The sequence below is a fragment of the Glacieibacterium sp. genome, assembly GCF_965200405.1.
Classification (GTDB): domain Bacteria; phylum Pseudomonadota; class Alphaproteobacteria; order Sphingomonadales; family Sphingomonadaceae; genus Glacieibacterium.
The window spans coordinates 3,483,263-3,498,642 of sequence record NZ_OZ241356.1; the positions used below are offsets into that span (position 1 = coordinate 3,483,263).

Consider the following 15,380-nt stretch of genomic DNA (forward strand, 5'->3'; position numbering starts at 1 on the left):
AAAACCCATTATCTTTACCTGCGGTTAACTACATTTGCTTCGCTTCGGACCTTAACTAGGCGCGCTACGCTCCATATCAAAACCGTTTCGGACCTATATCGATCGTTTATCCACAAACTTATCTACCGTGGCGCCAGCTGTTGGAAGGAAGGGCCCGGCAGACTGCAGGCGCAGCACTCGTGCTTCGTCGATCAGGGAGCAGCGCATGCGTCACAGCAGCGATGGACAGAACAGCCTTGCCGAATTGATCGGCACCAGCGAACCGATACGGGCAATCCGGTCGCTGGTCACAAAGGTCGCAGATAGCACCGCAACGGTCCTGATCACTGGGCCGTCGGGTAGTGGCAAGGACGTCATCGCCCGCCTCATCCATCAAAGGGGCTCGCGGGCGGCCCGACCGTTCGTTCCAGTCAATTGCGCTGCCCTGCCGCGCGACCTGATCGAGAGCGAAATTTTCGGTCATGAAGCCGGCTCGTTCACCGGAGCCGTCCGCGCCCGCCGCGGCCGCTTCGAACTCGCCGACCGCGGCACGCTGTTCCTCGACGAGATCGGGGATATGCCGGTCGAACTGCAGGTCAAGCTGCTACGCGTCCTCGAGACACGGGTCGTCGAACGCGTCGGCGGCATGATCGGTGTCTCCGTGGATGTCCGGCTGATCGCAGCGACCCACGTCAATCTGGCCGCCGCAATCGCCAGCGGACGCTTTCGGGAGGATCTGTTCTACCGGCTCAACGTCGTCGAAATCAGGGTTCCGCCTTTGGCCGATCGCCGCGACGACATTGCGCTGCTCGCCGAGCATTTCGCAGCACTGGTTCCAGCGCCTCAGCGCGTGCAGTTTGCGGATGCAACCCTGGCGTTGATCTCAGGACTTGCCTGGCGCGGCAACGTCCGCGAGCTACGCAATTTTGTCGACCGCGCCACTGCCCTGTACGGCGGCGAGGTAATCGGGCCAGAAACTGCGATGCAACTCATCAACGGTCCCGAACCACAGGCCACAATGCCGGTCATAGAAACCGTGAACGACGCGCCGGTCGACCTTAAGCAACTGCTGGACGGCGTCGAGCAGGGCTATATCGAACGCGCCTTACGATCGACCGACGGCGGCGTGGCTGAATCCGCGCGGCTGCTTGGACTTCGCCGAACGACGCTGATCGAGAAGATGAGGCGCCTCAATATCCAACGCTTGCCGGGCTTCTGACCGCCGGATCGATCGCTGCCCAAGCACGGCCCAGCGTCGTCACGCGCTCGGCCGCGACAGAAAGAAGTTCAGGCCGTGCTTCCGCGTTGCCAGCGACAACCAGCGCTCGGAGTTCATCGTAGAGCGTTGCCAAGGTTCTGGCGATGCCACCACCGGCGGAAGGATCGAGACTTGATTCAAGTGCATCGAGTATTGCGAACGCCTTGGTGACTGCGCGTATCCTGAGCCGCGACTCCCCGCGGGATATCGCGCGCTCGGCACCGTGCAACGCGGCTCGCAAACCCTCGAACAGCATCGACACCGGTTGATGCGGCGAAGCGGTCGCGACGCGGGTCGCGAGATCGAGCTCCCGATATTGACCTGCTGCGCGCGCCAAGTTCGAGACTTGCATCCGAACGTCCTTCAATTGTTGTTTCCGTTCCAAGCCTTGATCTGCGCCTCAAGGAACGATTGGGTCGACTTCGACGCCGCGACCGCACGCTCCATCGCCGCATACTGTCGAGTGAGTTGAGCACGAAAGGTCGTGCTGCGTACCTCGATCGTTGCGCGCTCGGTGGCGATCGAACGCTGCTCTCGAACCAGGCGCCCCCCGATGCCGTCGGAGGACGCAACCGACAGCTCATCGCGCGCAGCAGCTAACGGACCGTTCGCTGCCGTCAGGGACACCAGCATCGCTTCGACCGCATCCGGATCGTCCGCCAGCGCTTTGTCGAGACGCGCAGTATCGACCGATAACGTGCCGTCGCGCGCAGTAGTGACCCCAAGCGACTGGAGACCATTGATCCCACCTGTCGTGAGTGACGAGAGCTGCTGCCGCACCCGTCGCATCGTCGAGTCTCCGGCCAGCGCTCCCGCAGGCGTGTCGCCCCCGGCACCCTGGGTCAAAGCCTTCCCAAGGCTCTGCACGGCATTCAGCGCGTCGACCAGATCACCGACCGCCGTTCGCAATCCTGCTGCATCGCGTGACGCGGCGACCGTGACGACGCTACCAACTGCCGCCTTGTTCAGCTCCAGCCGGGTGCCTTCGATCAAGTCGGAGATGCTGTTGGTCGATCGCTTCACCGCGACACCGTCCACCCGCAGATCGGCGTCGCTGGCAGAGGCGGCCAACGTCATGGTCGAGGCTCCGGGTTGGTAGACAAAGCGATCAAGTCCCGGATCGCCAAGTGCCGTCAGGATGAAAGCAGAACGCGCTCCGGTCGGCCCCTTCAGGACGAGGCGCGCTCCTTGCCCATCGTCGACGACGCTGGCCCTGACGCTCGCCTGAGCAGCGTTTATCGCCTTGGCCAACCCGCTGAGTGTGTTGTTCGTAGCATCGATGACAATGTCTAGTCCAACGCTGCTACCCGAAAAAGCAAAGCCACCCAGCCCGTCCGACGTGGCCGTTCCAGGCGTCAGGGTCAGCGTGCCCATCCCGACTGGTGCAGTTGCGTTGGCTAGCGGTCCTGAAATTAACGACTGCCCGGTGGCGATCGCTTTCACCTCGACGTACGTCGGTCGCAGCGTCCGGGTCGCACCTGCCGTGGCACTTGCAGTCAGGATCGAAGCATCGCTGCTGCCGGGAAGAGGCCCAAGTCCACCGCCTTTGGTTCGGTTTCCAAGCCCCAGGATCAGCGCGTCGAGCCCCGCCTTGACCTGCGCCATTCCGGATATTCGTGCTTCGACCCGGTCGCTGCGGGTCTTTATCGACATGTCGCGGGTGCCGCGCTCGGCAGCAACCAGCGTATCGATAAGTTCGGCAGTATCGACCCCCGATCCGACTCCAAGTGCGTTGGCTATGGTAACCATGTCAGGGTTAACGTCCTTGCTTGCCTAGGCTTTAGGCTGGCTGCGGCCATGTTCGTCGAAACGCGCCGCAAGAGGGATTTCGAAGATCGGCATTTGGCGAGGCGCCTCCGCATCCAGGCTGAAGACGAAGGCCAGGACCGCGGCGACGGCGGCGTAGAGATCGTCGCGGATCGGCGATCCGATGCGGCCTGTGAAAAAGATTGCCCGCGTGAGTTGAGGATATCGCAGGACCGGGACGCCGTGCTCGGTCGCCAATTCGCGGATCGTTGCGGCGATCAGGTCGCGACCACGCGCGACGATGATCGGGGCTGCGTCACGCAGCGGATCATAGCGCAAGGCAACTGCAAATTCGGACGGGTTAACGGTGACCACGGTGGCGTCGGCCATGGCGGGACGCAAAGCCCTACGGGCGGCGGCCTTGGCTAGACGGCGCTGAGCGGCGCGCACTTCCGGGTTGCCGTCGCTTTCTCGGTGCTCGTCCCGGACCTCCTGCTTGGTCATCCGCAGCTTGGCGAGCCAGCGTGAACGTTGCCACGGCAGGTCGAGAGCGGCGATCACCACCAAGACCATGAGCAAGGTGCCAAGCAAGCCGGAGACGTCGCTACCAAGGCGCGTGGCGGCGGCCGTCGGTCCGGCAGCGCCCAACGTGGCGAGACCATTCAGTACCTTACCCAATATCGACCAGCCGACTGCGGCGAACAGCGCCGCCTTGATGATCGCCTTGCCAAGCTCGACGAGAGATTGAATGCCGAACATTCGCTTCAGGCCGGCGAGGGGTTGGAGGCGGGAAGGCTTTGGAGCAGCGGCAGCGGGGGACCAGCGCGAGCCAAGCAGCATCGGACCAAGGATTGCTGCGGCCAGCACGATGACGCCGAACACAGCTATCGGGATCCTGATGGGGTGGATGATCTGGAGAAGATCAACATCGGTTGCGTGTTGTGGGGAGATCGAGAGGGCGGCGGCGAGCATTGAGCGGCAGCCGGCGAAAAGGGCCGGACCTTGCAGGACGAGCCATGTAAATGCGGCCAGGATGCCGAGCGCGGAGCCAAGTTCGCGTGACTGCCATACGTCTCCCCGCTCTGGCGCTTCACGGCGGCGCTTGTCGGTTGCTTCCTCTGTTTTTTCAGTCACTTAGAATGACCTGCGCAAGTTCTGCCTGACCATCGGCGGCGGCCTCGGACATGGTCGCGAGCATGGCGGGCAAGGCGAGCGGCAGCGCCAGAAGGCCGGTTACCATCAGCACGGCGAACCCGATCGAGAATAGGTTCAGCTGGGGCGCGCTTCGGGCGAGGACTGCCAGCCAGAGGTTGACCAGCAGCACCACTCCCGTCACCGGAAGCGCCAGCATCAGGCCGGTACCGAAGGCGAAGGCTCCGAACTCCGCGACGCGTAGCGCGTCGATTGATGCCCCCGGGGGCAAGCTGCGGTAACTTTCGACGATGCAGGCAAATAGCCGGGCGTGACCATCGACGCCGACAAACGCCAGCCACATCAGCAATGACAGGAAGTTGGTCAGCACCGGACTGGTGCCGCCGCCGGCGCCGACCATGGTGGCAAAACCCATGCCCATCGCCTGGCTGATGACCTCGCCAGCGACACTGGCGGCGGCGAAAACGCATTGGACGATAACGCCGATGCCGAGGCCGATCAGCACTTCGCCGAGCACCGCGCCCGGCATCGCGGCGACCTCCGGCACGGTAACGACCCCAGCGGCGAGGGCGACCATGCCGAGCATCAGTGCCAGCCCGGTGCGGACCCGGATCGGCAGCAGTGCGGAGCCGATGCCGGGCAGCAGCAGTAAAGCCGCCGCCGCGCGCAGGCTGGCGAAGATCAACCGCCACAACTCGCGCTCGGGCGATGCCAGCCACGCGGAGATCACTGCAGCAGCCCGGGAATGCGGTCGTACATCGCCTCGGTGAAGTCGGTCAGCAACCGGGTCATCAACGCGCCGAAAAACGCGATGCTGGCGATGGCGACAACCAGCTTGGGCACGAAGCTGAGAGTCGACTCGCTGATCGAGGTCGCGGCCTGCAACAGCCCGACGACCAGCGCCGCAGCCAGGACTGGCAACACCACAGGCGCGGCGAGTTCGAGCAACACCCACAGCATCGCCGAGGCCGCATCGACGACAAGGTCAGCGTCGCTCACCGCCGTCTCTTCATGGTGCCGCCGCAACGAAACTGCCTGCCAGCGACCCCAGTGCCAGCGCCCAGCCATCGACAAGAACGAACAGCAACAGTTTGAATGGCAGGGATATCAGCGTCGGCGATACCATCATCATGCCGAGCGCCATCAGGATGCTGGCAACGACCAAGTCGATCACCAGAAACGGCAGATAGACGAGGAAGCCGATCTCGAAAGCGGTCTTCAACTCGCTGGTGGCAAAGGCCGGGACGAGGATCGTCATCGGCACGTCGGCGCCACGCCCGAACGGCCCGGCATGGGCGAGATTGGCGAACAGCCTGACATCCTGCTCCCGGGTCTGGGCGAGCATGAACCCATGCAGGACGGTACCGGTTCGCTCGATCGCAACCTCCGCAGGGATCTGTTGTGCCGCAAACGGCCGGTAAGCGGTCGTCGTGATTGCATCGAACTGCGGGCGCATGACGAACAGCGTCAGGAACAGCGCCAGTCCGACGAGCAACTGGTTCGGCGGCGCCTGGCCTAGCCCGATCGCCTGGCGCAGGATTGCCAGTACGATCAGGATGCGGGTGAAGCCGGTCATCATCAGCAGCAGCGACGGCAGCAGCGTCAGTGCTGTCATCAGCAGCAGGATTTGGATGGGCAGCGCCATCGGGGCTGCGGTCATCCGAGACGCTCTCTGAGCTCAGTATTGGTCCGTCCCCGCACGGCGCAGGTGCGGGTCATTCGTCCTGCCCGGAAAGCAATGGGCAGAAGGCTGGTGACGCCGGTTTTGCTGATGCTAAGCAGCAGGCTGCGCCCCTCGAATTCCACCACCGCAAGTCGCGCGCCGGGGCCGAGGTTAGCGAGTTGCACGATCTTCAGCGGTGCCACGCCGACCACCGCGCCCGGCAGGCGGATCAGCCCGCGGCGCGCAGCGACGAGCACGCCACCAAGCGCGAGCAGAAGCAGCGGCAGGGCAAGTGCCAACCGCGTCACGGGATCGATCAACGCGCCAGCCCATCGGCGAGCTCGACGATGCGGACGCCGAAGCGATCACCGATGGTAACGACCTCGCCCTTCGCCAGCAGCCGGTCGTTGACCAAGATGTCGATGCGCTCGTCGCTGCGCCGGTCGAGTTCGACAACCGCGCCGGGCTCCAGCGCTGCCAGCTCGGCCAGCGTCATCCGCGTCGCACCGATCTCGACGCTCAGCCGCATCTCGATACTGCCAAGCGCCCCAAGCGATCCGGCCGTGGCTCGCCCAATGGCCGCCTCGAAGTCGCTGTTGGTGATGGCATTCATGAGCGTTCTCCGTTCCTTGCGGCCCGCATCGAAGGGCATGTCGAAGCCCGGGCGCGGCTGGTGATCTCGACCCGCGGAAGTTCACCGTCATTGGCAATACGTCCGCGCGCCACTGTCAGCGCGCCGACGCGCAGGCCGACCTCGTGGGCGGTAGCGATCGGCAGCACGTCGCCGACGGCAATCGCGCGCGCGGCCCCGACCGTGATCGCCGCCTCGTGGAGGACCAGCTGGACCGGCACTGCAAGGCTGTCGAGGACATCCGACAGGCGATTACGCCAGCCGGTATCCAGCGGAGCAACGGCCTCCGGCGGCGGCTGCACGGCGCAGTCGATCTGATCGCGAACTAGCCCGGCCTCAATACGCAGGCTGAAGGCTTCAGCGTCGACAGGTGGGCAGCTAACCCAGTCGTCGTCGGCGGCGGGCCATAATGCAGCGACACCGATGCGCAGGCGGGCCAGCAAGGCGCCGCGCTGCCGTTCGACACTGGCGGAACCGTTGCCGGCATCGTCGGCGCGAAACTCGCCGCCGCAGTCTCGGTTAACCAATGCCGAGGCAAGCGTTGCCCCGCCGCCGCCGAGGCCGATCACCAGGCCGTCACCCCGCCGCCACCAGCCAAGCCGAGCCGTTGCGCCCTCGGCGATCTTGACGGACGCCGGAGTCCGGCAAACCTCAGCCAGCAGGTTCGATGCCAGCGCGCCGATGGCTTCGCGATCTACCGGCGGCGGTCCAACGTCACGCGAGGCAGCGACTGCGAACTCAAAGGCTTGCGGACCATCGTCATAGCCAGCTGTGATACGTGCGGCGCCGCTGGTCATTGGACGACCAGGCTGGTCAGGAAGACTTCGTCGACTCCGCCCAAGTGAGCCTTTTGCTGCAAGACGCCTTCGATCGCACCTCGCAGCTTGATCTTGAGCCGGGTCTTGGCGGCACCATCGGCGACATCGGCCTCGGCAAGGTCGCCGAGCACGGCAAGCACGGTCGAGACGATAGCGAGTTTGTGCTGCGCCAGTGCCGCGACGACCGAAGGGCCGCCGGTGGTCGATATCGCGATGCGCAATTGCAGATAACGGCCGGTGTCGGTGAGGTTCGAGGTAAAGCTGTTATCGAGCTCGACATATTCGAGCTTCGACGGCTCCACGGCTTCGGCGACATGCTTGCTCCCGCCGCCGGGCATCTGGCCGAGCCAAGTGAAGGCGATGACGGCCCCTGCCCCGCCCGCCGCTGTGCCGCCCGCAAAGGCCAAGACGATCATCACGGCCTTGCCGGCACCAGATTTGGCGACCTTAGGCTTGGGAGGTTCATTGGACATGGATTACCTCAGGCAAATCGGTCGGTACGGGCTGGTATTGTGGTGTCAGAAGAACTTGCGCTGCGACGCTGCGACGAAGGATGACCATTTTCAGGCGGCTGCCATGGTAGCGAGCGACGCGGATCGCCGCCGTCCCTGACGTCCACCGAAAGGGCGCCGAGCCTGGCGCCGCCGGTCTCGACCGCGATCTGCAGTCGGTCGGCCTGAGCCACGATCAGCCCCGCGGTGGCGCTGCGGTCGGCAGTGACGTGAACGTGCAAGGCGGTATCGCTGGTATCGAGTGCCAGCCGGATGGCACCGAGGCGGTCGGTGGCAAGCTCTATGACGTTGGCGGCAGGCGTCCGGACGGTCGCATCGACTGGCGCGCTATTGTCGGCCTGAAAAGCTTGGCTCTGGCGCAAGTTGGCGAGCACGGCGCCGGACTGTTCTGGCATGCCAGTGGGCGACGGAGCGAAACCCAGATTCTGGCCGACAAGCTGCGAGGGACTGGCACCGGCATCGCGGCGACGAGAGAGGACGGCTGGCGGATTTATCTGGACGCCAGGAGCCTTCGGCGACGGAGCGGTGGCGAGGAGAGGCGCGAAGGTGGGGAGTATCGGTGCCACAAGAAGCGGAGGCGGGTTTGCGCTGTCTGCGGCCTTTGGCGCTCCCGCGATGATAGAGATTTCTGAGGGAGGCACGCGGGGTGGCGGTGACGGCGTCGTCTCTGACACAGGCGCCACGATCGTCGACGCCGCGGGATCCAGTGTGATGGTGGGCGCTGGCCTTGCCGCTGGGAAGGTCTGGGTCGCTTGCGCCGTCCTTAGCGAAGGCCCGACAATCACTGGACTATTTTGAGCAGCCGACGGCGCTGCTGCGATCACAGTCATGGGGGTTACTGGAGCGTTGATCGAAGCTAGGGATGAAACGGACAGGGCTGAGGGTGACGCGGAGACTTCAACCGTAAGCCGCGGATGCATAGGCACCGACACCATCACCGCGGCCCCAATCGGCATCTCGACTAGAACTGTTTCGTCGTTCAACTGCTTGCCGTTCCACGGTTTATTTTCTGCTGGAGAAGCCTTGCCTGCTAAGGACGGCGCCAGGATTTGCTCTGGTCTCGAGTTCGCCGCCGGAGCCACAGCGGCAACCGACGACAGTGCGTTCGTTGAGGTGTTCGGCAGCGCGTATTGCGGCGGCTCGATTTGCAGAATGTCAGCCTTGGCGCCCGGCGCGATCTGCAGAGGCAAATCCAATGGCATCGGTAAGGCCAGCGTCGCTGCAAGAAGCTGACTGTCGAAAGCTGCTCCCGTAATGGGCAGGGCAAGGACTAGGTCGCTGGCCATTGGCAATGCGATACCGCTGATCAGAGTCACGACGGATCCGCCATCAGTCGCGCGACGATGTCGACCCGGGCCTTGAGACGCTGGGCGGCTTCGGCGGCGGCGATCCGCAGTTGGGTTTCATTGGTCTGGCGGTCGGCAACCGAGCGGCGGGCGCGGTCGAGCGCCTCGCGAGCTACCGTCGCGGCCTTGCGTTCGGCGACCGCCGCTGCATGTGGCAGGTCGGCGACCAGCGCCTCCAGCCGAGCCGCGACACTGTCGAGACGGACGACGCGGGTCTCGACCTCAGCCAAGGCGCGCAAGCCACCGACCAACTCGATGCGTCGGATTTTTTGCAGACGGCCCATGCGCTTGTTCACTGCAATTCCAGACCGATAAGAGCGTCGGTTGACGCGTTCCCGGAGGAATGCTCGACGATGCCTTGGCTGCGAAACCCGTCCATGGCGGCGCGGGCGGCGAAGGCCGCGTCGAGTTGCAGGTCGTGGCCGGGCGCATAGGCTCCCATGGCGACAAGATCGCGGTTCTCCTCGACCAATCCATGAGCGCGCCGAAACGCGGCGGCGGCGCGGGCGTGGGCAGGCTCGACCAGGTCGTGCATCGAGCGACTGATCGAGGCGGCGATGTCGATGGCGGGGTAGATGCCGCGCTGGGCAACGGCGCGCGACAGGACGATATGGCCGTCGAGCACACCTCGGGCGGCATCGACGACCGGATCATTGAGGTCGTCGCCGTCGACCAGCACCGTGTAGATCGCGGTGATCGAGCCGCCGCTGGTCCGGTCGTTGCCGGCTCGCTCGGCCAGGCGGGGGAGGAGCTGGATGGCGGACGGTGGATAGCCGCGGGGCCCGCACGCCTCGCCGAGTGCCATGCCGATCTCGCGTTGGGCGTGGGCGACGCGGGTCAGGCTGTCGACGATGAGCAACACTGATTGCCCGAGGCTACGAAAGTATTCGGCAATCGCATGGGCTCGCATGACGCCACGGACGCGGAGCAATGGGGCATCGTCGGCTGCGACCGCCACGACGACGCTGCGGGCGCGAGCCGGGCCGCTAAGCTGGGTTGCGAGGAAGTCGCCGATCTCGCGGCCGCGCTCGCCGATCAGTGCAACGACGACGGTATCGCAAGCAGTGCCGCGCGCCATTTGCCCGAGCAAGACCGACTTGCCAACGCCGCTGCCGGCCATGATGCCGACCCGCTGACCCCTGCCGAGGGTGAGAAGCGCATCGATCGCGCGTACGCCGCAGTCGAGACGCGGGCCAACGGCCGTGCGGTTCAGCGGGTTTGTGGCGGGTGGGTCGAGCGGGATACGCAGGCTGGTCAACGGCGCCGGCTCGCCGTCGAGCGGCCGCCCGCCACCGTCGAGGACACGACCGAGCAGAGCTGGGCCCACCGAGACGCGGGCCGCATCACCGAGCGGCATGACGGGATCGCCGGGCAGCAGCGTGCCTTGCTGGGCGAGCCCCATCAACAGGGTGCGGCCGTCGCGAAAGCCGATGACCTCGGCCGGGCTGGGCGGGGAACCGATGGCACAGACCGTGCCGACTGCGGCGTCGAGCCCGCTGCACTCGATGGTGTGCCCGTCGAACGCAGCGATGCGTCCGCCGATGCGCGGACAGGCAGGAATAGCTGGGGCGGCGGCGCCGGCAAGATGCGCAAGGGCGGCGGTGGTGTTCATACGAGGCCCGCGACGGCTTCGGCCAGGCGCGTGGCGAGCGAGGCGGCGACGACGTGGCGCGCGGTATCGACGCGAATTTCGCCGTCGCTGAGCTCAAGGTCGATCGTGCCCATCCCGAGCAGTGCCGCATCGCGCGGGCTGAGGCGCAGGGTGGCGCCCTCCGTATCCACAGCAGCGAACGCGCTAGCGACGAGGCGCTCCAGAACCTCGGGCGACTGGCGCAGTTCACCGTCGACCACCACCTCCGCGATACGGCGGACGAGCGTGACGAACAGCGGCGTCAGGCTGGCCGGGTCGATCACCGAGGCCGCGTCGAGCGCCTGTGCCGCCTGGCCAAGCCGGTCGCGCAAGGGCTGCAGTGCTGCCTCGGCCTCGGTCCAGCCACGCGCATAGCCGACCGCGTCCGCCGCCGCTGCGATCGCCCCACAATCCGGCGAGGGCGCAGCGATCAGTCCCGGGTTCATCGCCCATAACAGCGCCGACAATGGCGTCGCGGCCTCAAACATAGCCCGCCCCCGCGCCCGGCAGCATCAGCGTGCCGGCGTCGGCGAGGTGGCGAACGACGGCGGCGACCTGGGCTTGGGCCGCCTCGACCTCGTCGCGCTTCAAGGGCCCGCGCGTTCCAAGATCGTCCTCGATCTGCGCAGCGGCGCGCTGCGACATGGCACCCAGGATATGGTCGCGCATCTCGGTGCCCGCGCCCTTGAGCGCAACGACCAGCAGTTCCGGATCGAGTTCCCGGACCAGCGTCTGCATGCCGCGCTGGTCGATACGGAGCAGGTCGGCGAACAGGAACAGATTCTCGGCGATCAAGTCGGCAAGCTCGGCGTCCTGCAGCCTGACCGTGCCGATCAGCGCGGCTGGATCGCTGACGCCGCCGATCAGCTTGGCTGCGAACGCCGCGCCGCCGCGCTGGACCGGAGCGACCTCGGCCGCCAGCGCAACCAGATGTCGTTCGACGTCGGCCTCCAGGCTGGCCAGCGCCTGCGGGCCGATCGGACCCAGCCGTGCCAGCCGTAACAACAAGCTTGCTTGCCGATCCGCAGGAACCAGCGCCAGCACCGCCGCGCCGGCCTCCGACGGCAGATGCGCCAGGATTGCCGCGCCCGCCTGCGGATGCTCCGCCGCAATGACCGCCGCGATCGTCGCCGGCTCCACCCAGTCGAGCGCTGCAAACGGCTTGGCGCTGGCGGGCGGTCCCATCCTTCCCAGCATCGTCGCGGCGCGCGGCTCGCCGAATGCCTGGGTCATAACCGAGCGCAATTGCGCCCCGCCATTGCCGAGCGCCGCGACCTCTGCGTGCGCCGCCAGAAAATCGTCGAGCACCGCATCGATGGCGCGCGGCTCGATCTCGGCTACCGACAGCATGGCGTCGCCGACCGCCTGCACCTCTGCCGGGTCGAGCCCGCGCAGCAACGTGGCCGCAGCAGCCTCATCGAGCAGCAACAACAACACTGCGCACTTCTGGGCTCCGGAAAGCGGCAGGTGGATCATGCCCGGATCAGCCCGCGGACCACGGCGGCGGCGCGCGCGGCATCGCTGCTCACCAGCGCACGGGTCGCGTCTAGCTTGGCAGTGTAATCGACCAGCAGCGTCGGCAGCGCCGGGAGCAGGTCGGCCGCAGACATGGCTCGATCGGCAGCCCGCGCGCGCAGCCAGGGTCGCCCGATGCCGAAGACCAACAGCAGCACACCGACCAGCGCAACGGTGGCCTGAACCGCGAGGCTGACCCAGGGCTGCCACCAGCTCGCAGCACTTGCGGCGCTGCCATCGGTGAAGCCGCGCGCCGCCAGCGTCACCACGTCGCCGCGGCGGACGTCGAAGCCCACCGCACTCCGGACCAGCACCTCGAGCGAAGCGAGTTGCGCCGCCCTGCCCTTCACCGCGCCAAGGCTCGTGTCACGGACCACCACCGCGACCGACAGGCGGCGCAGCGAGCCGCGCGCGGCGCGTGTTACCGAGACCGCCTTGCCGACCTCGAAGGTGCGGTTGAACGTCTGCGATTGGGGCGTCGCACCGGTAGCGACCGGCGGCAGGCTGAGCACCGGCGGCGTGTTGGAGACCTGCGCGGCCTGGGGCACGGTGTTCGACAGTGCCCCAGGAATACCGCGCGCGGGCGGCGGCGCGCTTTCCGTCGAGCTGCTGCCTTGCTCGTTGGCGATGGCGCTGGCGTTGCGGTCGTAGCTTTCGCGCGTCGCGGCATTCTCGGAGAAATCGAGATCGGCGCTGACCTGTGCCGAGAAATTGTCGGCCCCCAGGATCGGCGTGAGCAGTGCCACCACCCGTTGCCGGACGATCGCCGCAGTGCGGGCCTCGGCATCGAGCATTCGTCCGGTCTCTCCGAGCTCGCCACTGCTACCGCTGCCCGACAACAGCGTGCCGCTCTGATCGACGACGCTCACCGCATCGGGGTCGAGCCCCGCCACCGACGAGGCGACGAGATGGACGATGGCGCGGACCTGCGCGTCGCTGAGCGTCCTGCCGCCGGCGAGGGTGATGAATACCGAGGCGCTCGGTGCGGCGCGGTCGCGGATGAACACCGAGGGTTCGGGCGTCGCGAGATGGACCTGGGCGCTTTCGACCGCGTCGATGGCGGCGATGCTGGCGGCAAGATCATGCTCCTGCGCTGCCTTGAGTTGCGCGCCCTCGACGGCGCGGCTGGTGCCAAGCGGCATCGCGGTCAGCAGCGCCGATCCACTGGGCACGGCCTTCGGCAGCCCTTGCCCTGCCAGCATGATCCGCGCCGCGGCAACCTGGTCGGCGGGAACCTCGACGGCGCCGGTCGCGGGATCGACGTCGACGCGGAAATTGCCGGTGCGCAGGGCATCGGCGACGGCGGCCTTGTCGGCTTCGGCAAGCCCGTTCCACACCGGGCGCATGTCGGGTGATCGAAAGGCGAGCCACATCAGCGCGGCAACGAGCAGCGCTCCGACCACGGCGATCAACGGCAGCGAGCGCCGGACCGCGGGCTGCGCGAACAGTTGCTGGCCGCGCAGTCGCCACGGCACTGGCAGTCCGGCATTGGCGAGAGCAAGCGCTGCCATCTCAGACCGGCATGCTCATGACGTCGCGATAGGCGCTGAGCAGCTTGTTGCGGACCTGCAGCGTCGCCTCGAAGCCGATCGAGGCCTTCTGCCGGGCGAGCATGACCGCCGCGATGTCGACGCTGTCGCCGCGCTCGAAGGCATCTGAGGCGACCCCAGCGGCGGCCTGGCCGCGATTGACGGTGTCGAGCGCCGCACTGATCGCCGAGGCGAAGCTGTCGGCCGGCTTGACCGGGGTCGGCGACAGCGCGGCATTGCGCGCCAGGATCTGGGCGCGGAGGGCGAGGACGCCGCCGGTGTCGATCGGTGGCAAGTTCACTGGATCGTTGCCGCAGCCGGCAGCGCCATCGCGGCAAGCTTGTAACGCAGGCTACGCTCGCTGATGCCAAGCCGGCGCGCGGCCTCGATGCGACGGCCGGCGCATGCCTCGAGCGTGCGGCGGATGGTGTCGAACTCGCAGTCACGGACTTGGGGCCGCAGGGTCGTGACGTTGGACACCGGCGCAGCAATGTCGAAGACGATGTCGCGGGCGGTGATCCGCTCGCCGTCGCCGTAGATCAGGGCACGCTCCAGCACATTGCCGAGTTCGCGGACGTTGCCGGGCCAGTCGTGCGCCGCGAGCTTGTCGAGCGCCTCGACCTCGGGCCAGGCCGGGATGCCGTTGCCCAGGCGCAGCAGCAGCGCCGCCACCAGTGGCAACAGGTCTGCCGGCCGATGCCGCAGCGCCATCGTGGTCAGCGGGAACACCGCCAGCCGGTAATACAGGTCGGAACGGAAGCGCCCCGCGGCAATTTCAGCAGCCAGGTCGCGGTTGGCAGTGGCGATGACGCGCACGTCGACGCTGGCCGGAACCGTGGCGCCGATCGCCAACACCTCGCGCTCCTGTAGCACACGCAACAGCTTGGCCTGGCAGCCGAGCGGCAGTTCCGCCACTTCGTCGAGCAGCAGGGTACTGCGATGCGCCGCGCGGAACAGGCCGGGCGAAGCCCCTTGTGCCCCGGTAAAGGCGCCGCGCTCATGGCCGAACAGCAAGGCTTCGAGCATCGCCTCGGGGAGCGCGGCGCAGTTGACCGCAATCAACGGCAGATCGCGGCGGGGGGAGGCTTGATGGATGGCGCGGGCGAGGACTTCCTTGCCGGTGCCGGTCGGACCATTGATCAGCACGGTGACGCTGCGCGCCCCGACGCGGAAGGCGAGGTCGTTCAGCGCGTGGCTGGAGGCTTCTCCGGCGGCAGGTGTACCGCGTGAACGGCGCAGCTCGGCGGTCAATGCAGCGGCAAAGCCATGGTCGACATTGGCGAAGTCCAGCTGGCCGAGGCATCCCGCTTCGCTCGATCGACGAAAGCGCGAGCGTGCCGCGGGAACTATACGGACGAACGGCGTGATGGGCGCAACATCGTCGCCGGGGATCACGTCGCATGTCGTGACTAGGCCGCTAAGCTTGTCGTCGTTGCGGTCGTAAACCCGGCTTGCAGCTGTACTCGACATGACGGCCCCCTGTTCGAACAGGGCTAAGCAATCGCCGTGCCAGTTAGGGTTACCAGTGAGGAACCTTGGGTAAGTGTCAGAATATTGACGGATATTGCGTCAATATCTTGACGGGTGTCGGTTCATTGACA

The 15,380-nt window shown here is 66.5% G+C and carries 19 protein-coding genes; 1 reads left to right on the forward strand and 18 read right to left on the reverse strand.

What is annotated here, in order from left to right:
- The first annotated feature begins 205 nt into the window (after nucleotides 1–205).
- Nucleotides 206–1,198, forward strand: a complete 993-nt coding sequence (locus tag ACOFKW_RS16390; RefSeq protein ID WP_419815193.1) for a sigma-54 interaction domain-containing protein — start codon at nucleotides 206–208, stop codon at nucleotides 1,196–1,198.
- Here the strand turns inward: ACOFKW_RS16390 and fliS are convergent.
- The 18 genes from fliS to ACOFKW_RS16480 are packed head-to-tail and all read right to left on the reverse strand — an operon-like array spanning nucleotide 1,170 to nucleotide 15,249.
- Entirely contained in the window at nucleotides 1,170–1,589 is a 420-nt protein-coding gene (gene fliS, locus ACOFKW_RS16395) for a flagellar export chaperone FliS (protein ID WP_419815194.1), read from the reverse strand. The genes ACOFKW_RS16390 and fliS overlap by 29 nt on opposite strands.
- Nucleotides 1,590–1,600: 11 nt before the next feature.
- A complete protein-coding gene (fliD, locus tag ACOFKW_RS16400; protein ID WP_419815195.1) occupies nucleotides 1,601–2,986 on the reverse strand; it encodes a flagellar filament capping protein FliD in 1,386 nt (461 codons plus the stop codon).
- A 24-nt stretch (nucleotides 2,987–3,010) separates the two neighbouring features.
- Nucleotides 3,011–4,117, reverse strand: coding sequence for an EscU/YscU/HrcU family type III secretion system export apparatus switch protein (locus ACOFKW_RS16405; protein ID WP_419815196.1), 1,107 nt, complete (start codon nucleotides 4,115–4,117; stop codon nucleotides 3,011–3,013).
- Entirely contained in the window at nucleotides 4,110–4,865 is a 756-nt protein-coding gene (locus ACOFKW_RS16410) for a flagellar biosynthetic protein FliR (RefSeq protein ID WP_419815197.1), read from the reverse strand. The genes ACOFKW_RS16405 and ACOFKW_RS16410 overlap by 8 nt, the downstream gene beginning before the upstream one ends.
- On the reverse strand, nucleotides 4,862–5,134 hold the full coding sequence (locus tag ACOFKW_RS16415; protein ID WP_419815198.1) for a flagellar biosynthetic protein FliQ: 273 nt from the start codon (nucleotides 5,132–5,134) through the stop codon (nucleotides 4,862–4,864). The genes ACOFKW_RS16410 and ACOFKW_RS16415 overlap by 4 nt, the downstream gene beginning before the upstream one ends.
- Before the next feature lie 10 nt (nucleotides 5,135–5,144).
- The gene (fliP, locus tag ACOFKW_RS16420; protein ID WP_419815199.1) at nucleotides 5,145–5,795 is read right to left on the reverse strand and encodes a flagellar type III secretion system pore protein FliP; all 651 of its coding nucleotides are present in this window, start codon (nucleotides 5,793–5,795) and stop codon (nucleotides 5,145–5,147) included.
- Nucleotides 5,792–6,118 (reverse strand): flagellar biosynthetic protein FliO, encoded by a 327-nt coding sequence (locus ACOFKW_RS16425; RefSeq protein ID WP_419815200.1) that lies wholly within the window; start codon nucleotides 6,116–6,118, stop codon nucleotides 5,792–5,794. Before ACOFKW_RS16425 ends, fliP begins: the two co-directional genes overlap by 4 nt.
- Entirely contained in the window at nucleotides 6,115–6,411 is a 297-nt protein-coding gene (fliN, locus tag ACOFKW_RS16430) for a flagellar motor switch protein FliN (protein WP_419815201.1), read from the reverse strand. The genes ACOFKW_RS16425 and fliN overlap by 4 nt, the downstream gene beginning before the upstream one ends.
- The gene (locus ACOFKW_RS16435; RefSeq protein ID WP_419815202.1) at nucleotides 6,408–7,226 is read right to left on the reverse strand and encodes a FliM/FliN family flagellar motor switch protein; all 819 of its coding nucleotides are present in this window, start codon (nucleotides 7,224–7,226) and stop codon (nucleotides 6,408–6,410) included. The genes fliN and ACOFKW_RS16435 overlap by 4 nt, the downstream gene beginning before the upstream one ends.
- Nucleotides 7,223–7,720: a flagellar basal body-associated FliL family protein gene (locus tag ACOFKW_RS16440; protein ID WP_419815203.1), complete on the reverse strand. Its 498-nt coding sequence runs from the start codon at nucleotides 7,718–7,720 to the stop codon at nucleotides 7,223–7,225. The genes ACOFKW_RS16435 and ACOFKW_RS16440 overlap by 4 nt, the downstream gene beginning before the upstream one ends.
- A gap of 8 nt (nucleotides 7,721–7,728) precedes the next feature.
- Entirely contained in the window at nucleotides 7,729–9,075 is a 1,347-nt protein-coding gene (locus ACOFKW_RS16445) for a hypothetical protein (protein ID WP_419815204.1), read from the reverse strand.
- Nucleotides 9,072–9,389 (reverse strand): hypothetical protein, encoded by a 318-nt coding sequence (locus tag ACOFKW_RS16450; protein ID WP_419815205.1) that lies wholly within the window; start codon nucleotides 9,387–9,389, stop codon nucleotides 9,072–9,074. Before ACOFKW_RS16450 ends, ACOFKW_RS16445 begins: the two co-directional genes overlap by 4 nt.
- A gap of 8 nt (nucleotides 9,390–9,397) precedes the next feature.
- Nucleotides 9,398–10,717 (reverse strand): FliI/YscN family ATPase, encoded by a 1,320-nt coding sequence (locus ACOFKW_RS16455; protein ID WP_419815206.1) that lies wholly within the window; start codon nucleotides 10,715–10,717, stop codon nucleotides 9,398–9,400.
- Nucleotides 10,714–11,223: a hypothetical protein gene (locus ACOFKW_RS16460; protein WP_419815207.1), complete on the reverse strand. Its 510-nt coding sequence runs from the start codon at nucleotides 11,221–11,223 to the stop codon at nucleotides 10,714–10,716. The genes ACOFKW_RS16455 and ACOFKW_RS16460 overlap by 4 nt, the downstream gene beginning before the upstream one ends.
- Complete coding sequence (locus ACOFKW_RS16465) at nucleotides 11,216–12,211, reverse strand: FliG C-terminal domain-containing protein (protein WP_419815208.1); 996 nt, start codon at nucleotides 12,209–12,211, stop codon at nucleotides 11,216–11,218. The genes ACOFKW_RS16460 and ACOFKW_RS16465 overlap by 8 nt, the downstream gene beginning before the upstream one ends.
- Nucleotides 12,208–13,761: a flagellar basal-body MS-ring/collar protein FliF gene (gene fliF / locus ACOFKW_RS16470; protein ID WP_419815209.1), complete on the reverse strand. Its 1,554-nt coding sequence runs from the start codon at nucleotides 13,759–13,761 to the stop codon at nucleotides 12,208–12,210. Before fliF ends, ACOFKW_RS16465 begins: the two co-directional genes overlap by 4 nt.
- 1 nt (nucleotide 13,762) lies before the next feature.
- The gene (gene fliE, locus ACOFKW_RS16475; RefSeq protein WP_419816984.1) at nucleotides 13,763–14,074 is read right to left on the reverse strand and encodes a flagellar hook-basal body complex protein FliE; all 312 of its coding nucleotides are present in this window, start codon (nucleotides 14,072–14,074) and stop codon (nucleotides 13,763–13,765) included.
- A gap of 2 nt (nucleotides 14,075–14,076) precedes the next feature.
- Nucleotides 14,077–15,249 carry a sigma 54-interacting transcriptional regulator gene (locus ACOFKW_RS16480; protein ID WP_419815210.1) on the reverse strand — a complete coding sequence of 391 codons (1,173 nt, stop codon included), beginning with the start codon at nucleotides 15,247–15,249 and terminating at the stop codon, nucleotides 14,077–14,079.
- Nucleotides 15,250–15,380 lie beyond the last annotated feature (131 nt).